This is a genomic window from Eubacterium sp. SB2, assembly GCF_001244405.1.
In the GTDB taxonomy this organism is placed as follows: Bacteria; Bacillota; Clostridia; order Lachnospirales; family Lachnospiraceae; genus Faecalicatena; species Faecalicatena contortus_B.
In genome coordinates this window covers 590,907-615,391 of sequence record NZ_LN865153.1, presented here as the reverse complement: position 1 = coordinate 615,391, position 24,485 = coordinate 590,907, and the positions used below count along the sequence as shown (strand labels likewise).

Annotated in this window: 21 protein-coding genes; 16 read left to right on the top strand and 5 right to left on the bottom strand. The window is 48.5% G+C overall.

Translation table 11 applies throughout. The features are described from left to right. Nucleotides 1–802 precede the first annotated feature (802 nt). The 4 genes from BN1938_RS15205 (at nucleotide 803) to BN1938_RS15190 (ending at nucleotide 5,042) form a co-directional block, all read left to right on the top strand. On the top strand, nucleotides 803–1,798 hold the full coding sequence (locus BN1938_RS15205) for a DnaJ C-terminal domain-containing protein (protein ID WP_369794774.1): 996 nt from the start codon (nucleotides 803–805) through the stop codon (nucleotides 1,796–1,798). 264 nt (nucleotides 1,799–2,062) lie between these two features. Beyond that, nucleotides 2,063–3,343, top strand: coding sequence for a sugar ABC transporter substrate-binding protein (locus tag BN1938_RS15200; RefSeq protein WP_050641407.1), 1,281 nt, complete (start codon nucleotides 2,063–2,065; stop codon nucleotides 3,341–3,343). Between the two features lie 2 nt (nucleotides 3,344–3,345). Next, nucleotides 3,346–4,212 carry a carbohydrate ABC transporter permease gene (locus BN1938_RS15195; protein WP_154253423.1) on the top strand — a complete coding sequence of 289 codons (867 nt, stop codon included), beginning with the start codon at nucleotides 3,346–3,348 and terminating at the stop codon, nucleotides 4,210–4,212. After that, nucleotides 4,209–5,042 (top strand): carbohydrate ABC transporter permease, encoded by an 834-nt coding sequence (locus BN1938_RS15190; RefSeq protein WP_050641405.1) that lies wholly within the window; start codon nucleotides 4,209–4,211, stop codon nucleotides 5,040–5,042. Before BN1938_RS15195 ends, BN1938_RS15190 begins: the two co-directional genes overlap by 4 nt. Before the next feature lie 398 nt (nucleotides 5,043–5,440). Here the strand turns inward: BN1938_RS15190 and BN1938_RS23135 are convergent, their stop codons facing one another. From BN1938_RS23135 to BN1938_RS15175, 3 genes are all read right to left on the bottom strand, one after another. Next, complete coding sequence (locus BN1938_RS23135; protein ID WP_082203028.1) at nucleotides 5,441–6,046, bottom strand: glycerol-3-phosphate acyltransferase; 606 nt, start codon at nucleotides 6,044–6,046, stop codon at nucleotides 5,441–5,443. Next, on the bottom strand, nucleotides 6,046–7,176 hold the full coding sequence (locus BN1938_RS15180; RefSeq protein WP_050641403.1) for an MGDG synthase family glycosyltransferase: 1,131 nt from the start codon (nucleotides 7,174–7,176) through the stop codon (nucleotides 6,046–6,048). Before BN1938_RS15180 ends, BN1938_RS23135 begins: the two co-directional genes overlap by 1 nt. Before the next feature lie 65 nt (nucleotides 7,177–7,241). Next, nucleotides 7,242–8,162 carry an AEC family transporter gene (locus BN1938_RS15175; RefSeq protein WP_050641402.1) on the bottom strand — a complete coding sequence of 307 codons (921 nt, stop codon included), beginning with the start codon at nucleotides 8,160–8,162 and terminating at the stop codon, nucleotides 7,242–7,244. Between the two features lie 359 nt (nucleotides 8,163–8,521). Between BN1938_RS15175 and rhmD the strand changes: the two genes are divergently transcribed. The 6 genes from rhmD to BN1938_RS15145 all read left to right on the top strand — a co-directional run bounded on the left by rhmD (nucleotide 8,522) and on the right by BN1938_RS15145 (nucleotide 14,739). After that, nucleotides 8,522–9,715 (top strand): L-rhamnonate dehydratase, encoded by a 1,194-nt coding sequence (rhmD, locus tag BN1938_RS15170; RefSeq protein ID WP_025655270.1) that lies wholly within the window; start codon nucleotides 8,522–8,524, stop codon nucleotides 9,713–9,715. 26 nt (nucleotides 9,716–9,741) lie between these two features. Continuing rightward, nucleotides 9,742–11,124, top strand: coding sequence for a GntP family permease (locus BN1938_RS15165; RefSeq protein ID WP_050641401.1), 1,383 nt, complete (start codon nucleotides 9,742–9,744; stop codon nucleotides 11,122–11,124). Nucleotides 11,125–11,370: 246 nt separating this feature from the next. Next, nucleotides 11,371–12,126: an IclR family transcriptional regulator gene (locus BN1938_RS15160; RefSeq protein WP_050641400.1), complete on the top strand. Its 756-nt coding sequence runs from the start codon at nucleotides 11,371–11,373 to the stop codon at nucleotides 12,124–12,126. 4 nt (nucleotides 12,127–12,130) lie between these two features. Beyond that, nucleotides 12,131–13,027 carry a dihydrodipicolinate synthase family protein gene (locus BN1938_RS15155; RefSeq protein WP_025655273.1) on the top strand — a complete coding sequence of 299 codons (897 nt, stop codon included), beginning with the start codon at nucleotides 12,131–12,133 and terminating at the stop codon, nucleotides 13,025–13,027. Between the two features lie 40 nt (nucleotides 13,028–13,067). Beyond that, complete coding sequence (locus BN1938_RS15150; RefSeq protein ID WP_050641399.1) at nucleotides 13,068–13,574, top strand: NanQ anomerase/TabA/YiaL family protein; 507 nt, start codon at nucleotides 13,068–13,070, stop codon at nucleotides 13,572–13,574. 13 nt (nucleotides 13,575–13,587) lie between these two features. After that, on the top strand, nucleotides 13,588–14,739 hold the full coding sequence (locus tag BN1938_RS15145; protein WP_050641398.1) for a zinc-binding dehydrogenase: 1,152 nt from the start codon (nucleotides 13,588–13,590) through the stop codon (nucleotides 14,737–14,739). A 362-nt stretch (nucleotides 14,740–15,101) separates the two neighbouring features. On the opposite strand, the gene BN1938_RS15140 is transcribed toward BN1938_RS15145, so the two are convergent. Beyond that, nucleotides 15,102–15,548: a GatB/YqeY domain-containing protein gene (locus BN1938_RS15140; protein ID WP_050641397.1), complete on the bottom strand. Its 447-nt coding sequence runs from the start codon at nucleotides 15,546–15,548 to the stop codon at nucleotides 15,102–15,104. Between the two features lie 75 nt (nucleotides 15,549–15,623). Then, nucleotides 15,624–16,271, bottom strand: a complete 648-nt coding sequence (gene pduL, locus BN1938_RS15135) for a phosphate propanoyltransferase (protein ID WP_025655276.1) — start codon at nucleotides 16,269–16,271, stop codon at nucleotides 15,624–15,626. 313 nt (nucleotides 16,272–16,584) lie between these two features. Here pduL and BN1938_RS15130 point away from each other — a divergent pair, with 313 nt between their 5' ends. The 6 genes from BN1938_RS15130 to BN1938_RS15095 all read left to right on the top strand — a co-directional run bounded on the left by BN1938_RS15130 (nucleotide 16,585) and on the right by BN1938_RS15095 (nucleotide 24,416). Beyond that, nucleotides 16,585–18,216 carry a Na/Pi cotransporter family protein gene (locus tag BN1938_RS15130; protein WP_050641396.1) on the top strand — a complete coding sequence of 544 codons (1,632 nt, stop codon included), beginning with the start codon at nucleotides 16,585–16,587 and terminating at the stop codon, nucleotides 18,214–18,216. 85 nt (nucleotides 18,217–18,301) lie between these two features. Then, nucleotides 18,302–18,847: a stage V sporulation protein T gene (gene spoVT / locus BN1938_RS15125; protein WP_025655277.1), complete on the top strand. Its 546-nt coding sequence runs from the start codon at nucleotides 18,302–18,304 to the stop codon at nucleotides 18,845–18,847. Between the two features lie 1,066 nt (nucleotides 18,848–19,913). Further along, on the top strand, nucleotides 19,914–20,300 hold the full coding sequence (locus tag BN1938_RS15110; protein WP_050641393.1) for a TIGR04086 family membrane protein: 387 nt from the start codon (nucleotides 19,914–19,916) through the stop codon (nucleotides 20,298–20,300). Between the two features lie 149 nt (nucleotides 20,301–20,449). After that, a complete protein-coding gene (gene scfA, locus BN1938_RS15105; protein WP_009002406.1) occupies nucleotides 20,450–20,593 on the top strand; it encodes a six-cysteine ranthipeptide SCIFF in 144 nt (47 codons plus the stop codon). 189 nt (nucleotides 20,594–20,782) lie between these two features. Next, nucleotides 20,783–22,204: a thioether cross-link-forming SCIFF peptide maturase gene (scfB, locus tag BN1938_RS15100; protein WP_050642714.1), complete on the top strand. Its 1,422-nt coding sequence runs from the start codon at nucleotides 20,783–20,785 to the stop codon at nucleotides 22,202–22,204. Continuing rightward, nucleotides 22,191–24,416, top strand: coding sequence for a protein translocase subunit SecDF (locus tag BN1938_RS15095; protein ID WP_050641392.1), 2,226 nt, complete (start codon nucleotides 22,191–22,193; stop codon nucleotides 24,414–24,416). Before scfB ends, BN1938_RS15095 begins: the two co-directional genes overlap by 14 nt. Nucleotides 24,417–24,485: the final 69 nt, after the last annotated feature.

Genomic DNA, 24,485 nt, shown 5'->3' with positions numbered 1-24,485 from the left:
GAAAAGGACTCGTTCCTAAGGTGGGGCCTCAAACGGGGGCAGCGTATGGATATAGAATTGGCGGGACTTTTATGTCCCCAGTAGGTGTACATAAGCAAAGGGATACGGTTCCAGTATCAAAATAATTCAATACACATCTTGAAGATGAAAAGACACGCATAGCCAATCCACATCCGCTGCCCTGGTCCGGGATCCCACCCGGTTGGCGAGCTTTCCTGCCGATTGGATGAGCCAGCTTTATGACAGGGAGGCCGGGGAGGTGCTGGGGCTGTATATGCCGTTGCGAAATGCTGGAGTGCGCTTAGTGATTCTTGAACAGCCGATGCCGGATAGGCGGGGAACAACTTGATCTCCAAATCAAGTTGTTGCTGAACCCAGCGCGGGAAATCATCAGATTTCCCGTGATGTGTTCAGCGTACCCGCCTATCCGGCATCGGGTGTTCTAGAATCACTTAGCAGCATGGGTGCATATCGCAACGGCATATACAGCCCCAGCACCTCCCCGGCCTCCCTGTCATAAAGCGTCCCCATCCGTCGACAAGTCTAAAGCTAGCCAACTAAATCCCAATTTTTTTATTGACAATTCTGATGTGGCATGTTATATTACAAATAGAACAATAGGGGCTTGATTATGAATCTATTGTTGGACAGCATGATTCCCCGGAAGTATTTTCGGGGATGTTTTTTGATTGGGTACGGGGCTTTTCCCCACAGATTTAACAAGATAAGAGGACTCTCCCTACGCTATGGGGAAGAGATGAATCTCTTAAAACAAGAAGCCAGAAGGTAGGACCAGGAGGTGATGGCAGTGGCTGCAAAGAGAGATTATTATAAAGTTTTGGGAATTGATAAGAGTGCAGATGAAAACACGATAAAAAAGGCGTACCGGAAGCTTGCCAAAAAGTACCATCCGGATACAAATGCGGGTAACGCCCAGGCTGAACAGAATTTTAAAGAGGTTACAGAGGCGTATACGGTTTTAAGTGACGAAGAAAAACGTAAATTGTATGACCAGTTCGGCCATGCTGCTTTTGAAGGAGGGTTTGATGCCGATGCCGCCAAGGCATACAGCCGTCAGAATGGAGGAACACGGGAATATCATTTTGAAAGCGGCGATATGAATGATATTTTCGGGGATATTTTTGGCGATATGTTCAGGGGCGGCGGTTCAGAGGGATTCGAATACCATAATTATTCCGGCAGTGGGTTTGGCGGCGGAGGATATGGCAGAAAAACGTTCCGCAGGAAGGGCGCAGACCTGCATGCGGAAGTTGCAGTTACTTTTGACGAGGCGGTTTTTGGATGTGAAAAGATTATTACGCTTCAGAATCAGGATGGTATGACAGCACCTGTGCAGTCCCTGCAGGTTCGCATTCCGGCAGGTATTGAGACCGGCAAGAGCATTCGGCTGCGGGGCAAAGGGATGCCAGGCGCAGGCGGCGGTGAACCGGGAGACCTGTTCTTAAAAGTACAGGTCGGCGGGAAGGCAGGCTTTGAGAGAAAGGGGCAGGATATTTATACGACGGCTTACATCCCGTTTACGACCGCAGTATTCGGCGGGGAAGTGATGGTTGAGACTCTTTATGGAAACGTACTCTGCAAGATCAGGGAGGGAACGCAGTCGGGGACGAAAATACGGCTCCGGGGAAAGGGCGTTGTGTCCATGAAGAATCCGGAGGTGCACGGTGACCAGTATGTATGCGTGCAGATACAAGTACCGCAGAACCTGAACAGAGAAGCCAGGGAGAAATTAAGGGAGTTTGAGGCGGCCCAGCGAGGGGGAAGACAGTCTGCCTGATAATGTTGGGGCACGCCTGATGGGAGCGGGCAGCAGGACGGAGGGGAAGTATCTTCCGTTCCGCTGCTCTCTGCTTCCATCAGGCGTACCCATTTTTTATCTATGTGTCGAAAATGGGTTGTATCCTTTGGTTTATTGGTGGTATCATAAGAGAAAGTGTCGAATATGTTTTGGGCTCTGCAGTATATGCAGGATGGCTGAGCTCTGTTTGGCAGGGGTGAAGCCGTAGGTCTCAAAAACATGGAGCTTAAAGGAGGAAAAGGTATGAAAAGAGTGATCAGTTTCGTGGTGTGTCTGTGTCTGGCTGTGGGAATGCTGGCAGGATGCGGTGCGAAGGAGAAGGATGAAAAAAAAGAAGCAGAGGATATAACGGAGAATGAAAAGGGAGACCGTCAGATTACCTTTATGATTCCGGACTGGGGGGTGCCGCCGGATGAGATGCTGGCAGATTTTACAGGGGAGACCGGGATTGATGTTGTGATCAACGAGGTAAGCTGGGATGATATCCGGGATAAGATTGCAATTGCAGCTTCCGGCGGTTCATCTGCTGCGGATGTGGTGGAAGTGGACTGGTCCTGGGTAGGGGAGTTCTATGCTGCAGACTGGCTGGAGGAGATCCGGCTTTCAGAAGAAGAAAAGGCCGACATGCCTACGCTGGATACATTTACTATAGAAGGGAAAGTACTGGCTGTTCCTTATGCCAATGATTACAGGCTGTCTTATTATAATACCGAGCACTATAAAGAGGCCGGGATCCAGTCGGCGCCGGAGACATGGGAACAGGTATATGAAAATGCAAAAAAGCTGAAAGAAGCTGGTGTGTCTGAATATCCGTTTGCGATTCCGCTGAATGCGGAAGAAGCGGCGACGACTTCGTTAATCTGGCTGGCGTATACAATGAATGGCGCAGTATTTCATGAGGACGGTACGCTGATTAAGGACTCCGTGCTGGCGGCGCTCAGTTATGAGGAGAAGATGCTTCAGGAAGAACTGATTGACCCGGCCGATAAGACTTCGTCCGGTATGGATGCATACCGGAGGCTTTTATCAGGTGATGCCAGTTTTATGACAGGGCCTACATCCTTTGTGGCGAGAAGCAGCAACAGCGAGGAGTGCAGTATTGTAGGACAGATCGAGCCGATTCTGGTGCCGGGAAAGACCGGTACTTCAGAGCATACCATGGCGCTTCCAGAGGCGATTGGAATCACGAAGTTCTCCAAAAATAAAGAAGATGCCGAGACATTTGTAAAATGGTATACGTCGCCGGAGATCCAAAAAGAACTTTATAAAACGAAAAGCGCGATCCCAACTCATAATACGATCTTGGAAGAGCTCATAAACGACGGTTCAATCACAGACTCCGGCGCTATGCTGGAGGAGGCTGAGCGGATCTCGTCTCCGTTCCCCAACGGGGTACCGTCCTATTATGCAGAGATGAGCAATGCCATTTATAATGCGGTGAATAAAATGGCTCTTGGGGAATTGACTGCGGAAGAAGCCTTTGAAGAGATGGACAGTAAGATTACGGAACTGGCAGGAAAATAGTGATGAAAAAAGCATTACCATATCTATTACTGGCGCCCATGATGATTATCATGGGTGTCTTGGTATTTTACCCTGTGATTGTAACATTTTCATATAGCCTGAAAAAGTGGAAGCTGACAGCGCCCGGAGAGATCGAATTCATCGGTCCTGCCAATTATATCAGTGTATTAAAGTCATCCTCTTTTTGGTACAGTCTGCAGAATACCCTGTTTCTTGTCGTGATGATCGTTCTGCTTACAACAGTGATCGGTATAGCCGTTGCGCTTTTTCTGAATGTGGAATCCCGTGTATCCGGACTCATGCTTGCCGTGGCAGTGCTGCCCTGGGCGCTTCCGCCGTATGTCAACGGGGTGCTGTGGAAGTTCATTCTGAACTCCGGGTATGGATTCATGAACAAGCTGCTGATTACCCTGCATGTTGTGGATCAGCCGGTGGAGTGGCTCTCCTCGCGGTGGCTCCTGCTTTTGTCGGTTTCTCTTGTGGTTACTTGGCGGAGCATTCCTTTTATGGCCCTGGTGTGCCTTGCGGGAAGAAAAGCTCTGCCGGAAAGCCTGTATGAGGCGGCTAAGATCGACGGTGGCGGCAGCCTGCAGATTTTTCGGAAAATCACTGTGCCACTGATGCTTCCGTTTGTAGGAATCGGAATGACAAGCACGTCGATCACCGCGGTAAACGTATTCGATGAAATTGTGGCGCTGTCCGGTATGGGAGATCTGGGTAAGAATATAGTTGTTGAGAGCTATCTGACCACATTTTCCTTCCTCGATTTTGGGAAGGGAAGCGCTATCACATATCTGGTAATGCTTCTGGCCGGCATTCTTGGCATATTTTATCTGAGGAATCTGAACAGGGAGGTGATGTACGGATGAAAAGAAAAAAAGGGTACTGGTTGTTTATGATTCTTTTTCTGCTTTTTACAATCGGGCCGTTTCTGTGGGCCTTTCTGATTTCCGTGACTCCCGAGTACGGTATGTTTGGAAGGTCTGCAAATCTGCTGCCCGGGGATATTACCTGGGAGAACTATCGGAATCTTTTGTTAGGGACAGGGCAGCAGGGGCAGCTGTTTTATACGGGGATGCTGAATTCCCTGAAGGCTGTGGGTGTAACGCTTCTGCTGGGGATGCCGACGGCGCTGGCATCCGCATATGCGCTCTCGAGGATGGAATTCAAGGGGAGAATCCTGATCAAAAATATGCTGCTGATTACCATGGTAATTCCGGTTATGGCCACTATTATACCAATTTATAAAATATTTGCAGATCATCAGCTGCTCGACAATATGTTCTGGCTGAGCGTGATTTATGTAAGCGCTCTGCTGCCGGTGACAACATGGCTTATATCGAACTACTTTGCCACCATACCGAAAGAACTGGAGGAGGCCGCGCTGGTGGATGGGTGCGGAAGAATGCGTGCGTTTTTACGTATTATTCTGCCGGCTTCCGAACCGGTAATTGTATCGGCTGCACTGATCCTGTTTTTGAATACCTGGAGTCAGTTTCAGATTCCGCTGATTCTGGCTTCATCGCTGGCTACCAAACCCATTGCCGTTGTTACCTCGGAGTTTATGACAAAAGATGCCGTCCAGTATGGAATCACCGCGGCTGCGGGAATATGCGCTGTGGTGCCGTCGGCGGCTTTGGCACTGGGGATGAAACGGTTTCTTGTAGCGGGGATCATGGGGGGAGCTGTGAAGGAGTAAGGGGGGTACGCTTGTAAGAATGAGCTCCACGATGCCGCACAGCGGCAGGAGGACACATATGCCCGGGTGAGATGCTGCCCGCTTGCTAAGGGATTCCGGGACGGAAGAAGGCAGGGAAGGTGGACACGGGCTGACATGCCACGCGAAATCCTGATGGATTTCGCGCGTCAGGTCAGCCGAAAACGTAATTTGGTGATTACGTTTTCGTCCACCTTCCCTGCCTTCTTCCGTCCCGGAATCCCTAAGCGCGCTCTATGCACTTCACCCGGGCATATGTGTCCTCCTGCCGCTGTGCGGCATCCTGGAGCTCATCCTTACAAGCTGGGTGCATCCTGCAGGAAGACGGGAGAGGCGGATGGGATTGACGTGGATTGGCGTGGCGGGCGGGGGAGCTTATTTTAGTGATTTTGGCGGCCTGGGAGGCGGATGCTGATGGGGGATTTTTTGTGTTTTAGGAGGTGTTTTAGGATTACTATGGAGGATATTAGCAGCGTTCCGCAACGGAGCGTGGGGGATTGGAGGTGGCGGATGCTGGTGATGCTGAAGCAGAGGTAGGTGATGATTGTGCGCAGGAGGTGGGGGCGGATGATGATCAGCAGGGAGAATAGGAGGTAGAAGAAGGCGAGCAGGAAGAACGGGTATAGGTTTGGGAGGAGGCCCAACAGGCAGCCGAAGGAGACGGCTATGGCTTTGCCGCCTTTTGTGGGGTGCATGAATGGGAAGGCATGGCCGATGACTGGGGCTGCCAGTATGATGCCGAAGAGAGGGGCGTGGACATCCAGAATATGTGCGGCTGCACAGATGGGGAGGAATCCTTTTGCCAGCTCCAGGATGAGGACGATGGCTCCGGTTTTTCTGCCGGCCAGTTTGAATGCGTTAAAGACTCCAGGATTGTGGTCGCTGGCGGCCTCTCTGATGTCGATTCCGCTTAACAGCCTGGGAATCAGTTGGGCGTATAGGATGCTGCCGGATAAGTAACCCAGCAGAATAAATAGGTAATACATTATATTTCACCTCCGGATTTTCTGCAGATACGGCGCAGGAGTCTGTAGGTTTTGAGTGACGCGTCCCCCGGAATTGCTGCTGACTGGGCGGTGCGCATGGCTTCACAGCGGACGGGGTCCCGCAGCAGGCTCTGGCCCGCGGCTATCTGGCCGTAGAATTTGTCTGAAGTAACGGAAAGCCCGCGGACGGAGAAGAATTCCCGGTTTCTTGTTTCACAACCCGGGATGGGCGTGGTGTGGACGATAGGGATTCCTTTTACCGCTGCTTCTGTGCTGGTCAGGCCTCCGGGTTTTGTGTACAGCACATCACAGGCGTCCATGTAGGCGGCAATGTGCTCTGTATAACCCACGATCCTGACGTTGGCAGAACGGCCGAATTCTCCCGTCAGAATATGGTATAATTTTTTGTTGGCGCCGCAGATGACGATGATGTATTCATCGGGCTGAATTCTGCGCAGCAGTTCCGCGACGAACAGCTGGATCTTTCCGAAACCCATGCTGCCGCTCATGATCAAATAGACATGTGCGTTCTCAGGTATCTTACACATCTGCCTTGCTGCTTTTGGAACCCGGGGAGCCGAAAATGCCTGCCGGACCGGTATGCCGTAAGGTTTCAGCCTGTGTGCAGGGAGCCCCCTGGCAGCAAACTCTTCTTTTAGCTCTTTGTGCGGGATTATATAATAATCGCAGTCCGTTTCTTCCCAGAATGGAATGCAGGTATAGTCGGTCTCAATAGCAACTACTTTATGGGACAGCATCTTTTTATGCTTCATGTAGGTAAGTGTCTCCGCAGGGAACAGATGCGGTGTGGCGATGACATCATAATGGTGTTCCTCCAGATAGCGTTTCAGGGGTTTGGCGAGCATAGCGTTCGCATAGTATACGGGAGACTTGCGGTGTGATGAGCTGACAACCCCTCCCAGTCTATACAAAAAATGAAAAAAGCGGGGAGCATGTTTTACAATTGACACATACCCACCGCCCACGAAACGGGACACACGTTTACCCGCAAGCAGCATGATGTCAAGCATATCCGCTTCATCACCGTGAAGGCGGATACACTCCTGAAGTGCTTTTCCTGCATAGTTATGTCCTTCTCCTGTGCTGCATGATAAAATTAAAACTTTCATATAAACTCTCTCTGAATCTGATTAGTAGTCTCTCTTACAGGATATCCATTTTCCCTTAGAAATTTCTATTTTATTAAAAATCCGGCAACAAAAGTAACGAAAGGAATCGTCACCATAGACAAAACGGTAGTAAATGTAAATATTTCTGAAGCGTATGTATAGTTTCTTTTATAACGAATTGACATCATTGTCATTGTGGTAGCTGTGGGACATGACGCTGCGATTAATGTAGTATATGCAATGTCATGGTCTATACGAAGCAGGTATAAAAATACGGTGACTGCCAGCGGCACAGCGATCAGCTTCAGAAAGCTGACCCAGTAGATGTGCAAATGTCCGAATATTTTCTTCAGGTCAGCCTGTGCAACAGAGAAACCTGCAATCATCATGGCAAGAGGCGTATTCATATCTGCTATATAATTCATAGAATCCAGAACAGCGGAAGGAATCCGCAGCTGTGCAAAAAACAGAATCAGAGCGGCGCAGGTAGCAATGATCATAGGCGATAACAGCCCCTCCTTCAGCTGCCGCAAAGAGAACTTATTCTCCAGCAGGCTGAGCCCGTGAGTCCATGTAAACAGATTGAACATGGTCATATAGGCGGTGAGATAGAAGACTCCTTCGTTTCCCAGCACACTGTAGATCAGTGGAATTCCGATAAAGCCGCAATTGGAATAGATTGAGCCAAAGCGGTCGAGATAATAATTCGGGTTATTTTTCTCAGGTACCAGAAAGCGGGCAATCAAAATGGCTATGATATGGGCAGCAAAAGCGGCCGCAAATGCGATCAAAAGCCCTCTGACAAGTCTGGCGTCATAGTCTGTCTGATATACGGTAATAATCAGGCAGGGGTTGACAATCATAAGGAGCAGATTGGATATACTTCTGTTTCCTTCCTGGCTTACGATCTTCAGCCTGTAGCAGGCAAACGCCAATATCATAATAATGAGCATTTTCAGCAGTTGATTAAAAATTAATAGAAACATAATAGATACTTTACCCTCTCCTATAAGAACTACAGCTCCGGCAGCGAATACAATGTTTCAGCGAAACAGGCTGAATACCGGTATGCCTGACCGTCAGTTAACAACTCAATCAGTATACTTTATAATGCTTAAAAAATCAATCCTGCAAAAGTGGACGGTTACATTAAGATTGTACATCTTGCACAAAAACGTACTGCGGTTTTTGAGTATAGTGTGGAAAAAATCGTTGAATCTTGACTTAATTATAAAGAAATGATAAACTGTTTATGAAATGAGAATCTGATTCACATATACGAATCGGTGGAACGGAGTAAACTTTAAATGTGTCATTTTAAAGAAAAGAAAGGAAGGTACTTATTATGGCATTAATGGGAAGAAAGATTGCAGCAATCCGTGCTTATGTTGTCGAAGGAGGTGGCGCTGATTATCATGATCAGAGTGAAGATCATTGGATTGTTAAGCAGATTGCAACTCCTATGAGCATTTATCCGGAGTATAAGGCAACCAGATCCAGCTTTGGAATTAATGCGCTGAAGACTCTTGTAGTGGAAGTTGAGGCGGATAACGGTGTGACTGGATTCGGTATTACAACGGGCGGATATCCGGCGGCATGGCTGGTTATGAATCATCTTGACCGCTTTGTTGTGGGCAAGGATGCCAATGAGATAGAGATCATCTGGGATCAGATGTATCGTGCCTCTCTTTACTATGGACGTAAAGGCGTGGTAATGAACGCGATATCTGCAGTCGACCTGGCGCTCTGGGATCTGCTCGGCAAGTTAAGAGAGGAACCTGTATATGCGATGCTGGGAGGTAAGGTTCGCGAGGAACTGACTTTCTACGCTACAGGGCCGAGACCTGACCTTGCAAAGGATATGGGATTTGTCGGAGGCAAGATTCCGCTTGTTTACGGACAGGCAGATGGAATGGAAGGCCTGAGGAAGAGCATTGAACTGGCGGCTGATATGCGTGAAAAGTGCGGGGATGATTTCCTGCTGATGTGGGACTGCTGGATGGCGCTTGACCTTTACTATGCAAAACGCCTGATGCAGGCTTCTGCAGACCTGAAGTTTAACTGGATTGAAGAGTGTTTCAACCCGGATGATTACTGGTCATACCGTGACCTTAAGAAAGCAGCGGGTAACCAGATCATGGTAACAGGCGGTGAGCATGAAGCTTCCAAGTTCGGCTTCCGCATGTTGATCGAGGACTGCGACCTGGATGTCATTCAGCCTGATGTCGGCTGGTGCGGCGGTATGACAGAACTGATTAAGATCGGTAACATGGCAGAAGCGCACGGCAAACTGGTAATTCCTCATGGAAGCGGTACATACAGTTATCATTATGTAACAACAAAAACAAATTCACCGATCACAGAGTGCCTGATGATGGCGCCGCAGGCTGATAAGGTGGTTCCGCAGTATTATCCGCTGCTGAAGGATGAGCCAATGCCGGTTAACGGTAAGCTGAAAGTCAGCGACAAGCCGGGATTTGGTGTGGAACTGAATAAGGATAAGACACTCATTGAAGTAAAAAAGGGAACAAGACTGTAAAAGCAGCCTTTATGTAGGAGGGTAAAATGTCAACAGCATTTTTAATTATAAGTTTAATAATCGCAATCGCAGTTGTTGTATTGTTTATTATCAAGGCCAAGATGAATCCGGCGATCGCCCTGATCCTTGGTTCTCTGCTCCTTGGTGTTCTGACTAAAGTACCGCTGGTGGATATCACAGCCGCTGACGGGACGGTAACAACCGGCCTGGTTAACGTGATTAACAATGGTTTCGGCAGCATGCTGGGAAGTATCGGATTCCCGATCGGCCTTGGTATCATCCTCGGCCAGTTCGTAAGTGATACCGGCGGTGCAAGTGTAATTGCTGATAAACTGGTATCTGTATTTCCAAACAAATGGGCAATGTACGCGGTAGGTTTTGCCGGATTCGTACTTTCCATCCCTGTATTTTTTGATGTAACATTTGTAATTTTGATCCCGATCGGTGTAGCTTTGATGAAGAAGCTGAATAAGGGAATCGGTTATATCGTAGGAGCAATCTCTATCGGTGCCGGTGTTGCGCATACCCTGGTTCCTCCGACGCCAAACCCGCTGGTTGCTCCGGAGTATTTTGGATTCGATCTTGGTATTATGATCGCAGCAGGACTGCTGTTCGGTATTCCTATGGTACTGATTGCCGTTACGATTCATGGGTTCTTAATGAAGAAAGGGCTTTGGAATGCAGAAAAAGATGAGAATGGAAACGGCTTGGACATCAATGAGCTGGAACTTCCGGAAAAAATGCCGGGATTCTTCGTTTCACTGCTCCCGATCCTGCTTCCGATCATCTTCATTCTTTTGAATACAGTAGCAGGCGCTATGATGGATTCTGTTCCGACCTGGATTGATTTCCTTGGACAGAAGACAACATCTATGCTGTTGGGAACTCTGGCTGGTATGGTTATCTCTATTAAGTACCTGGGACTGGCAAAGACAGAAAAAGTAGCGACTACAGCCTTGAAATCTGCCGGGCTTGTATTCCTGATTACCGGAGCCGGCGGTTCCTTCTCCTCTGTAATCACTGCCTCAGGCGTGAGTGAAGCAATTAAGAATATGGTATCCAATATCTCCAACAATATCGTGCTGATTCTGCTGATTGGCTGGATTCTGGGACTGCTGTTCAGACAGATCACCGGATCCGGTACAGTGGCTTCACTGACCACATTTGCGATAATGCAGAGCGTTGCAGCAACCGTAGCTATCCACCCGGTATTTATCGCCTTGGCGTGCCTGGACGGCGCACTGTTCGGCGCAACGGTTAATGACTCAGGCTTTTGGATTGTATCAAATATGACCGGATTTAATTTTACCGGCGGATTGAAAACATATACTTTGGGGCAGGCAATTGCTTCGGTTGTAGGTATTATTCTGATTATTATTGTAGGTTTGATATCATGCCTGTTCATCTAGTGCAAAATGCATCAGGTATGACATAGGTATACGGCAGTATGCCGTAATGTACAGGCCCCTCAGAATTGAGGGGCTTGTGCACTTTATCATCATTTTAGTCATTCTCTTTTTAATAGGAAAAGAGGCAGTATAGAAGAGCCATGCAGAGCTCTTCAAAGTTGACAAGAAAAGTTGGGCGTGGTAATGTAATTTTATATTGAAAATGGGGAAGTCGCCCTTTGAAAATGAAAGGAGCAGGTGTTTTATATGGCGGTTAAATCGGCAGAAAGAGTATTGAAAATTTTCGACCTTTTAGAGGGTAGCTCCGATGGGCTGACGAACAAGGATATCAGCACTCGTCTGAATTATGCTCCAAGCAGTACGATAGCTCTTTTACAGACAATGGCGGAAAACGGTTACCTGGCGGTGGATGAGCAGAAGCGGTATTCACTGGGGGGCAAGCTGGTAAGCCTTGGAGCGGTAGCGGCATCCAGATTCGATATCGGGAGGATGGCTACACCTTATTTAAAGCATCTCATGCAGACGCTGGGTGAGACCTGTTTCCTGGGGGTTCTCTCGCAGGGAGAGATTGTGTATATTGCGAAGGAAAACTGCGAGCGGACGATTAATACAAATGCACAAATCGGATCCAGAAAGCCGGTTTACTGCACCGGTCTGGGAAAAGCATTTCTATCCTTTCTTCCGCCGGAGGAAAGCCGTGATATAATGAATGGGCTGAAATTTACCGCATTTACGGAAAATACGGTGAAGGGCGTGGAAGAATTGAGAAAGCAACTGCAGGAATTTCGTCTCCAGGGCTATGCGACGGACGACCAGGAGATCGAAGAAGGATTATGGTGTCTGGCAGTTCCGGTCTATGACGGCTACCATAGGATGATTGCTGCCCTCAGTGTATCGGGCCCGAAAGAGCGCATGATGGACAAGAAGGAACTAATCATAGCAGAGATGCTGAAGGCCGGAAAGAGTTTATCCAGAGAGCTTGGGTATCAGAAGGAGGAATAGTATAATGAAGAAACTGTGTGGCGTGAATCCGCCGGTCATCACGATATTTGATGAAAAGTGTAAGATAGACATTGAGGCAAGCAAGAGACAGGCGGATTTCCTGATCTCAAAGGGTGTGGACGGACTGGCATATCTGGGGACATCCGGAGAGTTCAGTATTATGACTGTAGAAGAGAAAAAGAATTTTATTAAAGAAATGATAGACCATGTCAATGGGCGGGTGAATGTGATCGTAGGTGTCGGAGATACCTGCCTTGAGAATACAATGGAGCTGCTAAAATATGTGGAGGCTGCCGGCGCTGACGGCGTACTTCTGATTAATCCGTATTTCAGTGTATACAGCTCAGAGATGGTGGAGGCATATTTTGGTTATGTGGCTTCCCATACGTCTCTTCCTATTATAATATACAATTTCCCGGATCTGACAGGCTATTGTTTCAATGCGGATGTGGTGAGCAAGCTTGTGAAGGATAACCCGAATATTGTGGGAATCAAAGATACGATCAATGATTTTAACCATGTTCTTTCTATGCAGAAGGTGAAGGAAGTGAATCCTGATTTTTCTGTGTTCTCAGCCTATGAGAACCAGGCTATGGGACTTCTGGTCTGCGGTGTGGACGGATTTATCAATGCAACCGCTAACTTTGCTCCTGAGTTTACGGTCAATACGTACCAGTCCGCAAAGAGGGGTGACTATAATGAGGCAGCTCTCTGGTTTAAAAAGATGGTGAATGCCATGGACATCTATGGTTACAGTACGCCGCTCTTTTTGGCATGTAAACAGGCTATGTACTACCGCGTGCTGAATCAGGACGGCCACGAGAGGCTGCCGGCTCTTTCTCTGGATGCAGAGGCTAAGGCTAATGTATATAATAAGATGAGAGAACTGAAACTGCTGTAGATGCAGACGCAGATTTGACAGATTGGAGAGGTAGCATAATATGATAATGGATAAGCTGGAACATTTCCGCTATTATCAGCGGTGTGTGCCCGAACTGTGGGATGCGGTGCGTTTTGTGGAACGTGTGGAGAAGGAACGCCTGCCGGCTGGCAGATACCCTGTCGGAAAGGGGTTCGCATTCGTTCAGGAGGGACAGACCCGGAGCTTTGAGGAAGCGGATTTTGAAACCCATGACAAGTATCTGGATGTGCAGATTCTTCTGGAAGGCTCGGAGATGTGGGAATACGCGGACAAGGCGGATCTGACGGTGAAGACACCATATGATCCCGACACAGATATAGAATGGTTAACCGGGCAGGGCGACAGAATACAGATGAAGCCGGGAATGTTTTACCTGGTTTATCCCACGGACGGACATAAACCCTGCTGTCATGAACGTATACCTTCCTCCTACAGGAAGGTCGTTGTGAAGATCAAGATTGACAAGCTGCTGCACGGAGTGAATACAGGCAGATCCGGAATGCAGCACAGGCGAATATCCTGGTAAAGGAGATACGAAGATGGATTTAAAGATTGATGATATAGTAAAACAAGTTCTCTCTGAGGTTGGGACACACAAAGAGAACAGGACAGCATTTACCCTGGAAAGAATGCCGGTGCTTACGGGCAATGAGACGGGGAGGAGTGCCGTGCTGGTGTCTCCTGAAAGTTATGAACTGAAAGAATATAAGCTGCCGGAGATCGGCGCAAAAGAGATTCTCGTGGAAGTGGAAGGCTGTTGTGTGTCACCTTCCGATACGATAGAATTCATGAAAGAAAAGAGAGTGGGCCAGGCGTCCCTTCTGGGACAGCAGGGAACCGGCCGCATCGTGAAACTGGGCAGCCCTTCTCTGCAGGATGCGGCAGGAACAGCCCTCAAGGTCGGTGACAGAGTCGTTGCCGTAAAAAAGGCCGGCGGAGCGGCCACCGCTTTCGGTGCAAACCGCGGCAGTGCAGGGAGCGGCTTTCACGGGTGGTATTCCAACTATGTAGTGCTCAGAGCCGATAACCAGATCTACCAGGTAAACGATCTGGATTTAGAGTCCCGTCTGCTTACAGAGACGGTCATTGCGGTAAACAGCGCGGTACAGAGGACTGTCAAGCTCGGACATCTGGATTCTTCAAAACGTGTTATCGTACTGGGCTGCGGCTTGGAAGGCCTCACAGCCATCGCCATACTGAATTGTATGGGCATATACAACATAATCGCAATAGACGGAGACGAACAGGCTCTCAAACTGGCTATAGAATTCGGTGCCAGGGAAAGCATCAATTACCGTAACAAAAACGGCATATCAGCCGTACTGGAAAAGATCCAGAAGTACTTCGGCGGAAGCCTTGCAGACGCCGTATTCCAATGCACCGCATCCCCACTGGGCCGAAGCACTGCAAAACGTTTCGCAAAAAACAGCGGCAGCATCTGCGAACTGCAATACGTCCTCGGCAAGTCCAAAACAGCCGTAAAACATTATGAAGATTCCATGCCGGCAGGAGGAAGATACTACACAACCCGCGACTACGAAGAATGCTTCAAATTCATGAAAAAAGCCGCCGAAAAAGACCTCCCCCTCTACCGCCTCATCACCCACCGCTACCGCCTCGAAGAAATCAACGAGGCCCACTGGTCAGCCATAAGAGGCGAGGGTCTGGCAATAGCCGTATTTAACAGATAGAAGTGTTTATCTCATCATTTACGTCTACTTCCAAAAACGCTCCGCCAATTCAGCCCGATCCACCGCTCCCCGTCTCCCGGCAGGATGCACCCAGCCCGGGGAACAGGGGCGTATGGGCTTTTCAGGGGCGTCAAGAAAGACGTGCTAGATTTACTTAAAGTCCAAATAGGCCGATTGCAGGATAAAAATATGATTTCCAAATCATATTTTTACTTTGACCTGACATGCGAAATCATCAGATTTCGGATGGCATGTCAAAGGTGCCTGCAATCGGCCTATTTGGACTTTTAGTAAATCTCACGTCTTTCGCCCGCCCCAGAAAAGCCCATACGCCCCTGTTCCCCGGGCGGCCCTCTTATATTTTATTGGATTAATGACGCCACGATTGTGCTTACGAGTTTCCCATCAGCCTTTCCTTTTACCTTCGGCATCAGTTCTTTCATGATCTTTCCTTTATCCTTTGCGGTTGGAGTCTCTATACCAAGATCGGCAAGCACACCCATCACGATTTCTCTGATCTCATTCTCGCCCATCATCTTCGGAGCATACTCTTCCAGAACAGCAAGACGCTTCTGGCATTCCTCAATAATATCCGTGCGGTCTTTGGGAGTCATTTCCAGTGTTTCCTTTGTCTGTTTAATCTCTCTTAGAATTACCTGGTTTTCCTCTTCCTCCGTCAGATCTGCCCGCTTGTCGATCGCCTTATTTTTCAGGGAAGATAACAGAAAAGAGAGAGCTGCCTTTCTTTCCTTGTCGCCGGCCTTCATAGCGGACATCATAGCGCTTCTTACTTCATCGATTTTACTCATGTTAAAATACCTCCATTTTGAAATTGTCAGAATAGTGTCGGATTTGCACGGGGGTCTGACCCCTTTGCAAAGGGGTCAGACCCCCCTGTTGATTCCGGACTGCAGTTCATCTGCCCATGTCTGCAGATTATAAGTATGCCCGTCAAATAGTTTTAAAATCACGCCGGTTGGGTTATCCTCGTTGGCAAATGCGTTGGCTTCGTCGGTATCCACATGCATGGACAATGCGAATTTAGGGCTGACCCGGACGACCACATCGGAAAAAATGAGGGAACGCTCATAGCTTGTGGTTATGACGAAAACGATATCGTTGTCCTTTACATGTGCCCTGAGGGCATCGATGGGCGTCATATGAATGTGGCGTTTGGCTACGATGACACCTTCCTTCAGCTCTACTTTTCCGTGAGGGCCCACGAGAGTGCATCCCGGTGTGCCGGCGATATCTCCGGACTGGCGGATGACGCTTGGTATGCCAAGCCTGCGGGCATCTGTAACGGATATTTCGACCTGGGTTGCGGGACGAAACGGGCCCAGTAAGATGACCTTTTCAAAGCGCCCTTTGGGGCCAATGACGGTCAGCCTTTCTTTGCATGCATACTGGCCGGGCTGACTGAGCTCCTTTGTATAGTTCAAACGTGCGCCGGGGCCAAACAGTTGTTCAAAGTCTTCCTGGGAGACATGGATATGCCTGGCGGAAGTTTCTATTGGAATTTTCAGGCTCATATTGTTTTCTCCATCCTGCGTATACTTTTTTATTTCATGACATGTAAATTTTAGCAGAATATAATGAGGTTTTCAATATCTACCTGGCGGTTTTGCAGATGGCGCATCCGATCTGGAGCAAAAATTCGTTCGCGGGCAGTTGCACTTTGACTGCGGCAGTGCATGAATTCGTGTGATGTAACGCAAAAGCTCCAGTAAGTAATTAAGATACCGCTAAGAAACGTGCCGGTCAGATTGACCTCGTGTTTTTGGCTATGATAATCTGTGTTAAGAGTGCGTAAAAATTAAGGCATGCAAAGGAGAAGTATGAGAGATGGGAATTAAGGATTTACTTGCATTACTGGGAGGGCTCGCTCTCTTCTTATACGGAATGCAGATGATGAGCAACGGTCTGGAGGCTGCGGCGGGCAACCGGATGAAATCAATTCTGGAAAAACTAACATCCAACAGAGTAAAAGGGGTGCTGGTGGGAGCAGGCATCACAGCGGTCATACAGTCTTCCTCCGCTACGACTGTTATGGTAGTCGGCTTTGTAAATTCCGGGCTGATGACATTGAAACAGGCTGTATGGGTGATTATGGGCGCCAATATAGGGACGACAATCACCGGTCAGCTGATTGCACTTGACATCGGCGCCATTGCCCCTATATTTGCCATCGGCGGTGTTGCGGCCATCATGTTTGTAAAAAACGAAAAGGTCCACCATATCAGTAGTATTTTTGCCGGACTTGGTATCCTGTTCATGGGCATGGATATGATGGGAAGCGCCATGGAGCCGCTGCAGAATTCACCGGCATTTATTCAGTTTATGACTACATTTAAAAATCCACTGGTGGGTATACTGATTGGGGCGGTATTTACCGCAGTGATCCAGTCCTCTTCCGCATCAGTAGGAATCTTGCAGGCACTGGCGGGTACCGGTATGATCCCGCTGTCCAGTGCGGTATATATTCTTTTTGGACAGAATATCGGAACCTGTATCACAGCGGTTCTGGCTTCCATCGGAATGAAAGTCAATGCCAAGCGTACAACCGTGATCCATCTAATGTTTAATATATTCGGTTCGGTACTGTTCACTCTGATCTGTATGTTTACACCGTTTGTAGCATGGATGGAGGCATTGGTTCCGGGAAACCCGGTATCCCAGATCGCCAATGTACATACCGTATTTAATATCGTAACAACCCTGATTTTACTTCCGTTCGGCGAATACATGGCCCAGGCTGCGGTAAAGATTCTGCCGGACAGCAAAAAAGAGGAGGAAGAAGATTACCGGCTGAAATATATTGCCAGATTCGAACCATCGTATGCCATCGGACAGAGCGCCGTCGCGATATCCCAGGTGGGGAATGAAGTGGGAAGAATGCTGGGGATGGTAGAAAAAAATATTTCGCATGCATACGATATACTCATGAAATACGATGACAGAGAAATGAAAAAGATCCGGGAAAGAGAGACTTACATCGATTATCTGAATCAGGAAATATCCGCTTATATAGTATCCCTTATGGCCAACGAAATGTCCATGTCCGACTCCCGGCAGATTAATGGATATTATGTGATCATAAGCAACCTGGAGCGGATCGGGGACCATGCGGTCAATCTGGCGGAATATGCGCAAGACTTAAAAAAATGGAACGGTGAATTTTCGGATATTGCCAGGGACGATTTGAAAAATATGAAAAAGCAGTGCCTGGAAGCTTTGCGTATCGTGAACAGGCAGGAAGAGGATGTTCCCGCCGTTATCCTGAACCAGGCGGCTCTGATGGAGCAGAAAATAGACGACACCAGAGAAAAATATTTTAAAAAGCAGATGCAGCGTCTGAAAAAAGGTAAATGCCGTCCGCAGACAGGAATTGTGTTCACAGAGATCCTGACAGATTTTGAAAGAATCGGCGATCATGTGAAAAATATAGCAGAACAATACGTGGAAATGGAAAACTGACTGGAGCACGAATATTTTCCTCTATTTAACAAATACTAGTAGAAGTGCTAATGATTACTAAGACGTTAAATGGAGGAATTTCTTTATGAAAGCTACAGGAATCGTAAGGCGGATTGACGATCTGGGAAGGGTTGTTATTCCGAAGGAGATACGAAGAACCCTGCGGATCCGGGAAGGTGATCCGCTGGAAATATTTACAGACCGGGAAGGTGAAGTAATACTTAAGAAATATTCCCCGATTGGGGAGCTTGGCACACTTGCCAAACAGTATTCAGAAAGCCTTGCCCAGACAATGGGATGTACAGTGTGCATCACCGATAACGACCAGATCGTGGCTGCGTCAGGCAGCGGAAAAAAGGATCTGCAGGATAAGTATATCAGCAAAGAGCTGGAGAAAGTAATTCAGGCAAGAGAACAGCTGCTGGCAAAATCCGACAGTGCCAAATATGCGGGGGTTGTGCAGGATGAAAAAGAATTCAAAGAGGAAGTCGTGTGTCCGATCCTCTGCGAGGGAGATGCCATAGGCGCGGTTGTTTTCCTGAATAAGGACGAAAAGAAAAAATTTGGCGAACTGGAGCAAAAAGTCGCAATGAGCGCGGCAGGTTTTCTGGGACGGCAGATGGAACAATAGATAGAGGTATTTACTCCCCGGCAAGTTGGGATGGCGGGGTGACGCGAAAGGAAGAGATAGCCGCAATCCGCCCAAGTGCACATATGCCGTTGCGAAATGCGGATACGAACCTAAGAAATTCTAGGAAGCCGGCAGCCGGGCTAGCGGGGTACAGCTGACACATCACGAGAAATCGGATGATTTCTCGCGCTGGGTCAGCAGATTTTGTGATTCGGAGATCACAAAATCCCCCCGCTAGCCCGGCTGCCGGCTTCTTAGAATTTCTAAGGCTCGCTTTAGCATTTCGCAACGGCATATGTGCACTTGGGCGGATTGCGGCTATCCCTCCCTTTCGCTGGGTGCATCCAATCGGCAGGGCAGGGCGCAAATGGGGAGGATCATTAATGGGGGCGGCGTATGGATTCTTTTGATGGTACATCATAGCTCCGGTAGATAAAAAGAAGAGTCATACCTTATTCTGCAGCTGTGCTGCAGATCCGCCCGCAGGGCATGAGTTACGGGGTGCCCTTTGGGTATACCGTATTCTGCAGTTTGGCTAAAGCACCCCTAAGCAGTGAATAAAGCAATGGGGATTATATGCCCCACCGGGCGAATCAATACACTGCGCCCGTTACGGAGCCCTCCCGGCAGGCAACCTTTCCTTCCGATTGGATGCATCTAGCAAAATGAAGGGACCGCCGCCAGCCTGTCTAATGCACCTATGCCGGTGAAAAGTGCTAAAGCGGACCTTAGAAATTCTTGGAAGGCGGCAGCCAGAAAAGCAGGGAGATTTTGTGATCACCGAATCACAAAATCAGGCGGCCCAGCGCGAGAAATCATGGGATTTCTTGTGATGTGCCGCCTGTGCCCTGCTTTTCTGGCTGCCGGCTTCCTAGAATTTCTTAGGTTCGTGTCCGCACTTTTCACCGGCATAGGTGCATTAGACAGGCTGGCGGCGGTTCCTTTATTTTGCGCCCCCCAAAAACGAAACTTGCCCGTCACACTCCGCTTTTTTGGGGATAAATGCATATTCCGGGAAGGACAATCATATGTTGTAATAGTACATAGATGGACGAGGAGGAATTAGATGGAGAATAAGACAAATAAGGGGCGGGGGGCCGAGGGGAAAGTCGTCTGGCTTTTAAAGGCTCTTTTGTGTGCTTATGTGGTGACGGGAATCCTTCTGCTTTTACTGACTCTGCTGCTTTATAAATTGAACCTGGATGAGGGGAAAGTAACGGGAGGGATTATCGTTATTTATGTTGTTTCCACATTTGTAGGCGGCTTTGCGGCAGGGAAGATGGCAAAATTCCGTAAATTTGCATGGGGGCTGACGATCGGGATTCTGTATTTTGGTCTGCTGCTTCTGATCTCTCTTGGAGTGTACCGCTCCATGCAGGGAAGCGGGGCAAATATACTGACCACATTCCTGCTCTGTGCGGGCGGAGGGATGCTGGGGGGCATGGTCTCCTGATGAATTAAGATATACAGGAGAATACGTGCGGGAACGCTTATAGACAGCCGATACCGTTCACGAAAAAAACACTTTAAAAACTACAGGCACTGTGCTATAATGTTACGAGGTAAATACATGCCTGCAGCATGAATATAGGAGGAGAGAACATGAAACATATTAAAACACTGAATACACAGACCTTAAACAATACAGTAAAAAAAGGCGGCTGCGGAGAATGCCAGACATCCTGTCAGTCTGCATGCAAGACTTCCTGCACAGTGGGAAACCAGACCTGCGAACATAAGAAGTAATATATTTGCAACGGGAAACAGAATATAAGCACAGCACTTACATAACGACGGATGGTCGGGCGTGTGCTGTGCTTTCAGAGTATTTAAAAGTACCAATCAGGGCAGCGACCTCGGCCGCTGCCTTACGCTTGTTACCGGGAATCAAAACCGGTAATGGCCTGAATTATGATGAAAGTGAGGGTATCTGTTGTGATACATCAGTACCAGAATAATGGATATAACATTGTCCTTGATGTGAACAGCGGTGCTGTCCACGTGGTGGACAAGGCCGCATATGATGTGATAGCATGTCTCGAGGCAATGAATCCTTCCCATACTGTGGAGTCTCTGCAGTCAGAAGAAACATACCGGTGTCTCAAGGAGACTCTGGGGGGGTCCTTGAGCGAATCGGATCTGCAGGAAGTGCTGGAAGCGGTGATCGGGTTGACCGAAGCCGGACAGCTGTTTACGGAGGACATCTATGAGGATTATATTGGGGAGGTAAAGCAGCGGAAAACGGTGGTAAAGGCGCTCTGCCTTCATATCGCACATGACTGCAACCTGGCCTGTAAGTACTGTTTTGCGGAAGAGGGGGAATATCACGGGAGACGTGCGCTGATGTCCTATGAAGTGGGCAGGAAGGCGCTGGATTTTCTGATTGCCAATTCCGGAAGCAGAAGGAACCTGGAAGTGGATTTCTTCGGAGGCGAGCCTCTGATGAACTGGCAGGTGGTAAAGGACCTGGTAGCATACGGAAGAGAACAGGAAAAGCTGCATGACAAGCATTTCCGTTTTACCCTGACCACGAACGGCGTTCTTCTCAATGATGAGGTTCAGGAATTTGTGAACCGTGAGATGGATAATGTCGTGCTGAGCCTCGACGGCAGAAAAGAAGTGAATGACAGCATGCGGCCCTTCCGCAACGGAAAGGGAAGTTATGACCTGATTGTGCCTAAGTTCCAGAAGCTGGCCGAGAGCAGAAATCAGGAGAAATACTATATACGCGGAACATTTACCCGGGGGAATCTGGACTTTTCGAAGGACGTGATGCATTTTGCGGAATTAGGTTTCCAGCAGATATCTATCGAGCCGGTGGTGGGGGAAGAGACGGATCCCTATGCCATACGCGAGAGCGACCTGCCGCAGATCTTCAGCGAATACGATACGCTGGCAAAGACAATGGTGGAACGCGAGCGAAATGGCGAAGGATTTACATTCTTCCATTTTATGCTGGATCTGGAAGGCGGACCGTGTGTGGCCAAGCGTCTGTCCGGCTGCGGTTCGGGAACCGAGTACCTGGCGGTGACGCCTTGGGGGGATCTGTACCCCTGCCATCAGTTTGTGGGGGATGAAGCATTTTTAATGGGAAATGTGGACAGCGGAATTGTGAAGCCGGAGATTGCAGATGAATTCCGCGGCTGCAGCGTTTACTCAAAGGAGAAGTGCCGCAGCTGTTTTGCAAGATTTTACTGCAGCGGCGGCTGTATGGCTAATTCATACAAATTCCATAATACAATCCACGATACCTATGATGTCAGCTGTGAGATGGAACGTAAGCGTGTGGAGTGCGCGATTATGATAAAGGCTGCATTGGCAGACGAAGAAAGGAATGTGACTCATGAAGAAAAGTAAAGGCGTTATCAGCCTGATTCTGACGGTTGTCCTGATTGCCCTTCTGGGCTTTACAACGATTGTAGGATTCGGGAAAACAGGTTCAGGCGCTGCAAAGAACATTAAACTTGGGCTGGATTTGGAAGGCGGTGTCAGCATCACCTATCAGGTAAAAGGGGACAAGCCGTCCCAGTCTGACATGGATGATACAATCTACAAGCTGCAAAGGCGTGTAGAACAGTATAGTACAGAAGCAACAGTTTACCAGGAAGGTGAGGACAGGATCAGCATCGAGATCCCTGGAGTTAAGGATGCCAACAAGATCCTTGATGAGCTGGGTCAGCCCGGTTCCCTGTATTTTATCCGGGAGAAAGACAGTGAAGGCAATGCAAACTACAGTCTGGATTCCAACGGCAAATACAAACTGGACAAGACAATTGAAGAGCTGCAGGAAGACGGCTCCATTGTTCTGAATGGTACGGATGTTAAGAATGCGCAGGCAGCGACCACCCAGGATGATCTGCAGAATAAGGAAAATATCGTACAGCTGTCTTTTACAAAAGAAGGGACAGAGAAGTTTGCCGCGGCTACAAAGGCTGCGCTGGCGGCTAAGGAGACCATTGCGATCTATTACGATGGAGAGCTGATCAGTGTTCCGAGTGTGAATTCCGAGATTAAGGACGGCGAGGCTCAGATTTCAGGCAGTATGAGCTTCGAGGAGGCGGACAAACTGGCTTCTACGATCCGGATCGGCGGGCTGAGCCTGGAACTGGAAGAACTCCGTTCAAATGTAGTGGGGGCACAGCTCGGTGAAGAGGCAATCAGCACGAGTTTAAAGGCGGGAGCTATCGGCCTTGCTATTGTATTTATCTTTATGTGCGTTGTTTATCTGCTTCCCGGACTGGCGGCAAGTATCGCACTGCTGATTTATACAGGGCTGATCCTGGTTCTGCTGAATGCATTTGACATTACACTGACCCTGCCGGGTATTGCGGGTATCATCCTTGGCATCGGCATGGCGGTGGATGCGAACGTAATTATCTTTGCCAGAGTGCGGGAGGAACTGACGACCGGCAAGTCCGTGAGGGCATCCCTGAATGCAGGTTTCCATAAGGCAATGTCAGCCATTCTGGACGGCAATATTACAACACTGATTGCGGCGGCAGTCCTGTGGCTCAAGGGAAGCGGCACTGTCAAAGGTTTTGCGCAGACGCTGGCCCTGGGTATTGTGGTTTCTATGTTTACTGCGCTTGTAATTACCCGTCTCATCGTATATGCTTTCTATGCCGTGGGTATTCACAATGAGAAAGTATACGGACGTGTGAAAGCGGAACGCAAACCTATCGATTTCCTCGGAAAGAGAAAGGTGTTTTTCGGAATCTCCATCGCGTTGGTTTTAGTAGGTTTTGTCTTTATGGGAATCAATGGAGGCCAGGGGAAGGGCGTTCTGAATTACAGCCTGGAATTTAAGGGCGGTACCTCAACGAATGTGACCTTTGATCAGGAATACAGCCTGGAGGAGATTGATCAAAATATCGTACCTCTAATTGAGGACGCAACCGGCGACAATAATGTCCAGGTTCAGAAGGTGGAAGGAACAAACCAGGTCATCTTCAAGACACAGACTCTCGAACTGGATAAGCGGGAAGCATTTAATAAGGCTATGGTCGATAATTTCAAGGTAAATGAGGATGAGATTACGACAGAAAATATCAGTTCAACGGTCAGCTCAGAGATGAGACAGGACGCGGTCATCGCGGTTCTGATTGCAACAATCTGCATGCTGCTTTACATCTGGTTCCGTTTCAAGGATATCCGCTTTGCAACCAGCGCGGTACTGGCGCTGCTGCATGATGTTCTTGTGGTACTGACGTTCTACGTGATCGCAAGAGTATCCGTTGGAAATACATTTATCGCATGTATGCTGACTATAGTAGGTTACTCCATCAACGCAACCATCGTAATCTTCGACAGAATCCGTGAGGAGATGAAGACGAAGAAGCGCGGGGAGGATCTGGCTGTTCTTGTAAACAGATGCATCACCCGTACACTGACGCGTAGTATTTACACCTCATTGACAACATTTGTAATGGTGGCGGTTCTTTATATTATGGGTGTAAGTTCAATCAAAGAATTTGCACTGCCGCTGATGGTGGGAATTGTATGTGGAGCTTATTCATCTGTGTGCGTAACGGGAGCACTTTGGTATGTGATGAAGAAGAGAAGCAAGTAGAGTGGCGGCGGGGGCGCCTGAGAAAATCGGGATGCACCGCCGCTGTCCGGTGAGGCTTATGCTGATTCC

What these genes read in the sequence shown, in the direction of transcription:
- BN1938_RS15140 (WP_050641397.1), bottom strand. Translation starts at nt 15,548, where the DNA reads ATGAGTAAAATCGATGAAGTAAGAAGCGCTATGATGTCCGCTATGAAG.
- BN1938_RS15150 (WP_050641399.1), top strand. Translation starts at nt 13,068, where the DNA reads ATGATAATGGATAAGCTGGAACATTTCCGCTATTATCAGCGGTGTGTG.
- BN1938_RS15165 (WP_050641401.1), top strand. Translation starts at nt 9,742, where the DNA reads ATGTCAACAGCATTTTTAATTATAAGTTTAATAATCGCAATCGCAGTT.
- BN1938_RS15195 (WP_154253423.1), top strand. Translation starts at nt 3,346, where the DNA reads ATGAAAAAAGCATTACCATATCTATTACTGGCGCCCATGATGATTATC.
- BN1938_RS15180 (WP_050641403.1), bottom strand. Translation starts at nt 7,176, where the DNA reads ATGAAAGTTTTAATTTTATCATGCAGCACAGGAGAAGGACATAACTAT.
- BN1938_RS15200 (WP_050641407.1), top strand. Translation starts at nt 2,063, where the DNA reads ATGAAAAGAGTGATCAGTTTCGTGGTGTGTCTGTGTCTGGCTGTGGGA.
- BN1938_RS15175 (WP_050641402.1), bottom strand. Translation starts at nt 8,162, where the DNA reads ATGTTTCTATTAATTTTTAATCAACTGCTGAAAATGCTCATTATTATG.
- BN1938_RS15130 (WP_050641396.1), top strand. Translation starts at nt 16,585, where the DNA reads ATGGGAATTAAGGATTTACTTGCATTACTGGGAGGGCTCGCTCTCTTC.
- BN1938_RS15145 (WP_050641398.1), top strand. Translation starts at nt 13,588, where the DNA reads ATGGATTTAAAGATTGATGATATAGTAAAACAAGTTCTCTCTGAGGTT.
- BN1938_RS15190 (WP_050641405.1), top strand. Translation starts at nt 4,209, where the DNA reads ATGAAAAGAAAAAAAGGGTACTGGTTGTTTATGATTCTTTTTCTGCTT.
- scfA (WP_009002406.1), top strand. Translation starts at nt 20,450, where the DNA reads ATGAAACATATTAAAACACTGAATACACAGACCTTAAACAATACAGTA.
- rhmD (WP_025655270.1), top strand. Translation starts at nt 8,522, where the DNA reads ATGGCATTAATGGGAAGAAAGATTGCAGCAATCCGTGCTTATGTTGTC.
- BN1938_RS15095 (WP_050641392.1), top strand. Translation starts at nt 22,191, where the DNA reads ATGAAGAAAAGTAAAGGCGTTATCAGCCTGATTCTGACGGTTGTCCTG.
- BN1938_RS15205 (WP_369794774.1), top strand. Translation starts at nt 803, where the DNA reads ATGGCAGTGGCTGCAAAGAGAGATTATTATAAAGTTTTGGGAATTGAT.
- BN1938_RS23135 (WP_082203028.1), bottom strand. Translation starts at nt 6,046, where the DNA reads ATGTATTACCTATTTATTCTGCTGGGTTACTTATCCGGCAGCATCCTA.
- BN1938_RS15160 (WP_050641400.1), top strand. Translation starts at nt 11,371, where the DNA reads ATGGCGGTTAAATCGGCAGAAAGAGTATTGAAAATTTTCGACCTTTTA.
- spoVT (WP_025655277.1), top strand. Translation starts at nt 18,302, where the DNA reads ATGAAAGCTACAGGAATCGTAAGGCGGATTGACGATCTGGGAAGGGTT.
- BN1938_RS15155 (WP_025655273.1), top strand. Translation starts at nt 12,131, where the DNA reads ATGAAGAAACTGTGTGGCGTGAATCCGCCGGTCATCACGATATTTGAT.
- BN1938_RS15110 (WP_050641393.1), top strand. Translation starts at nt 19,914, where the DNA reads ATGGAGAATAAGACAAATAAGGGGCGGGGGGCCGAGGGGAAAGTCGTC.
- pduL (WP_025655276.1), bottom strand. Translation starts at nt 16,271, where the DNA reads ATGAGCCTGAAAATTCCAATAGAAACTTCCGCCAGGCATATCCATGTC.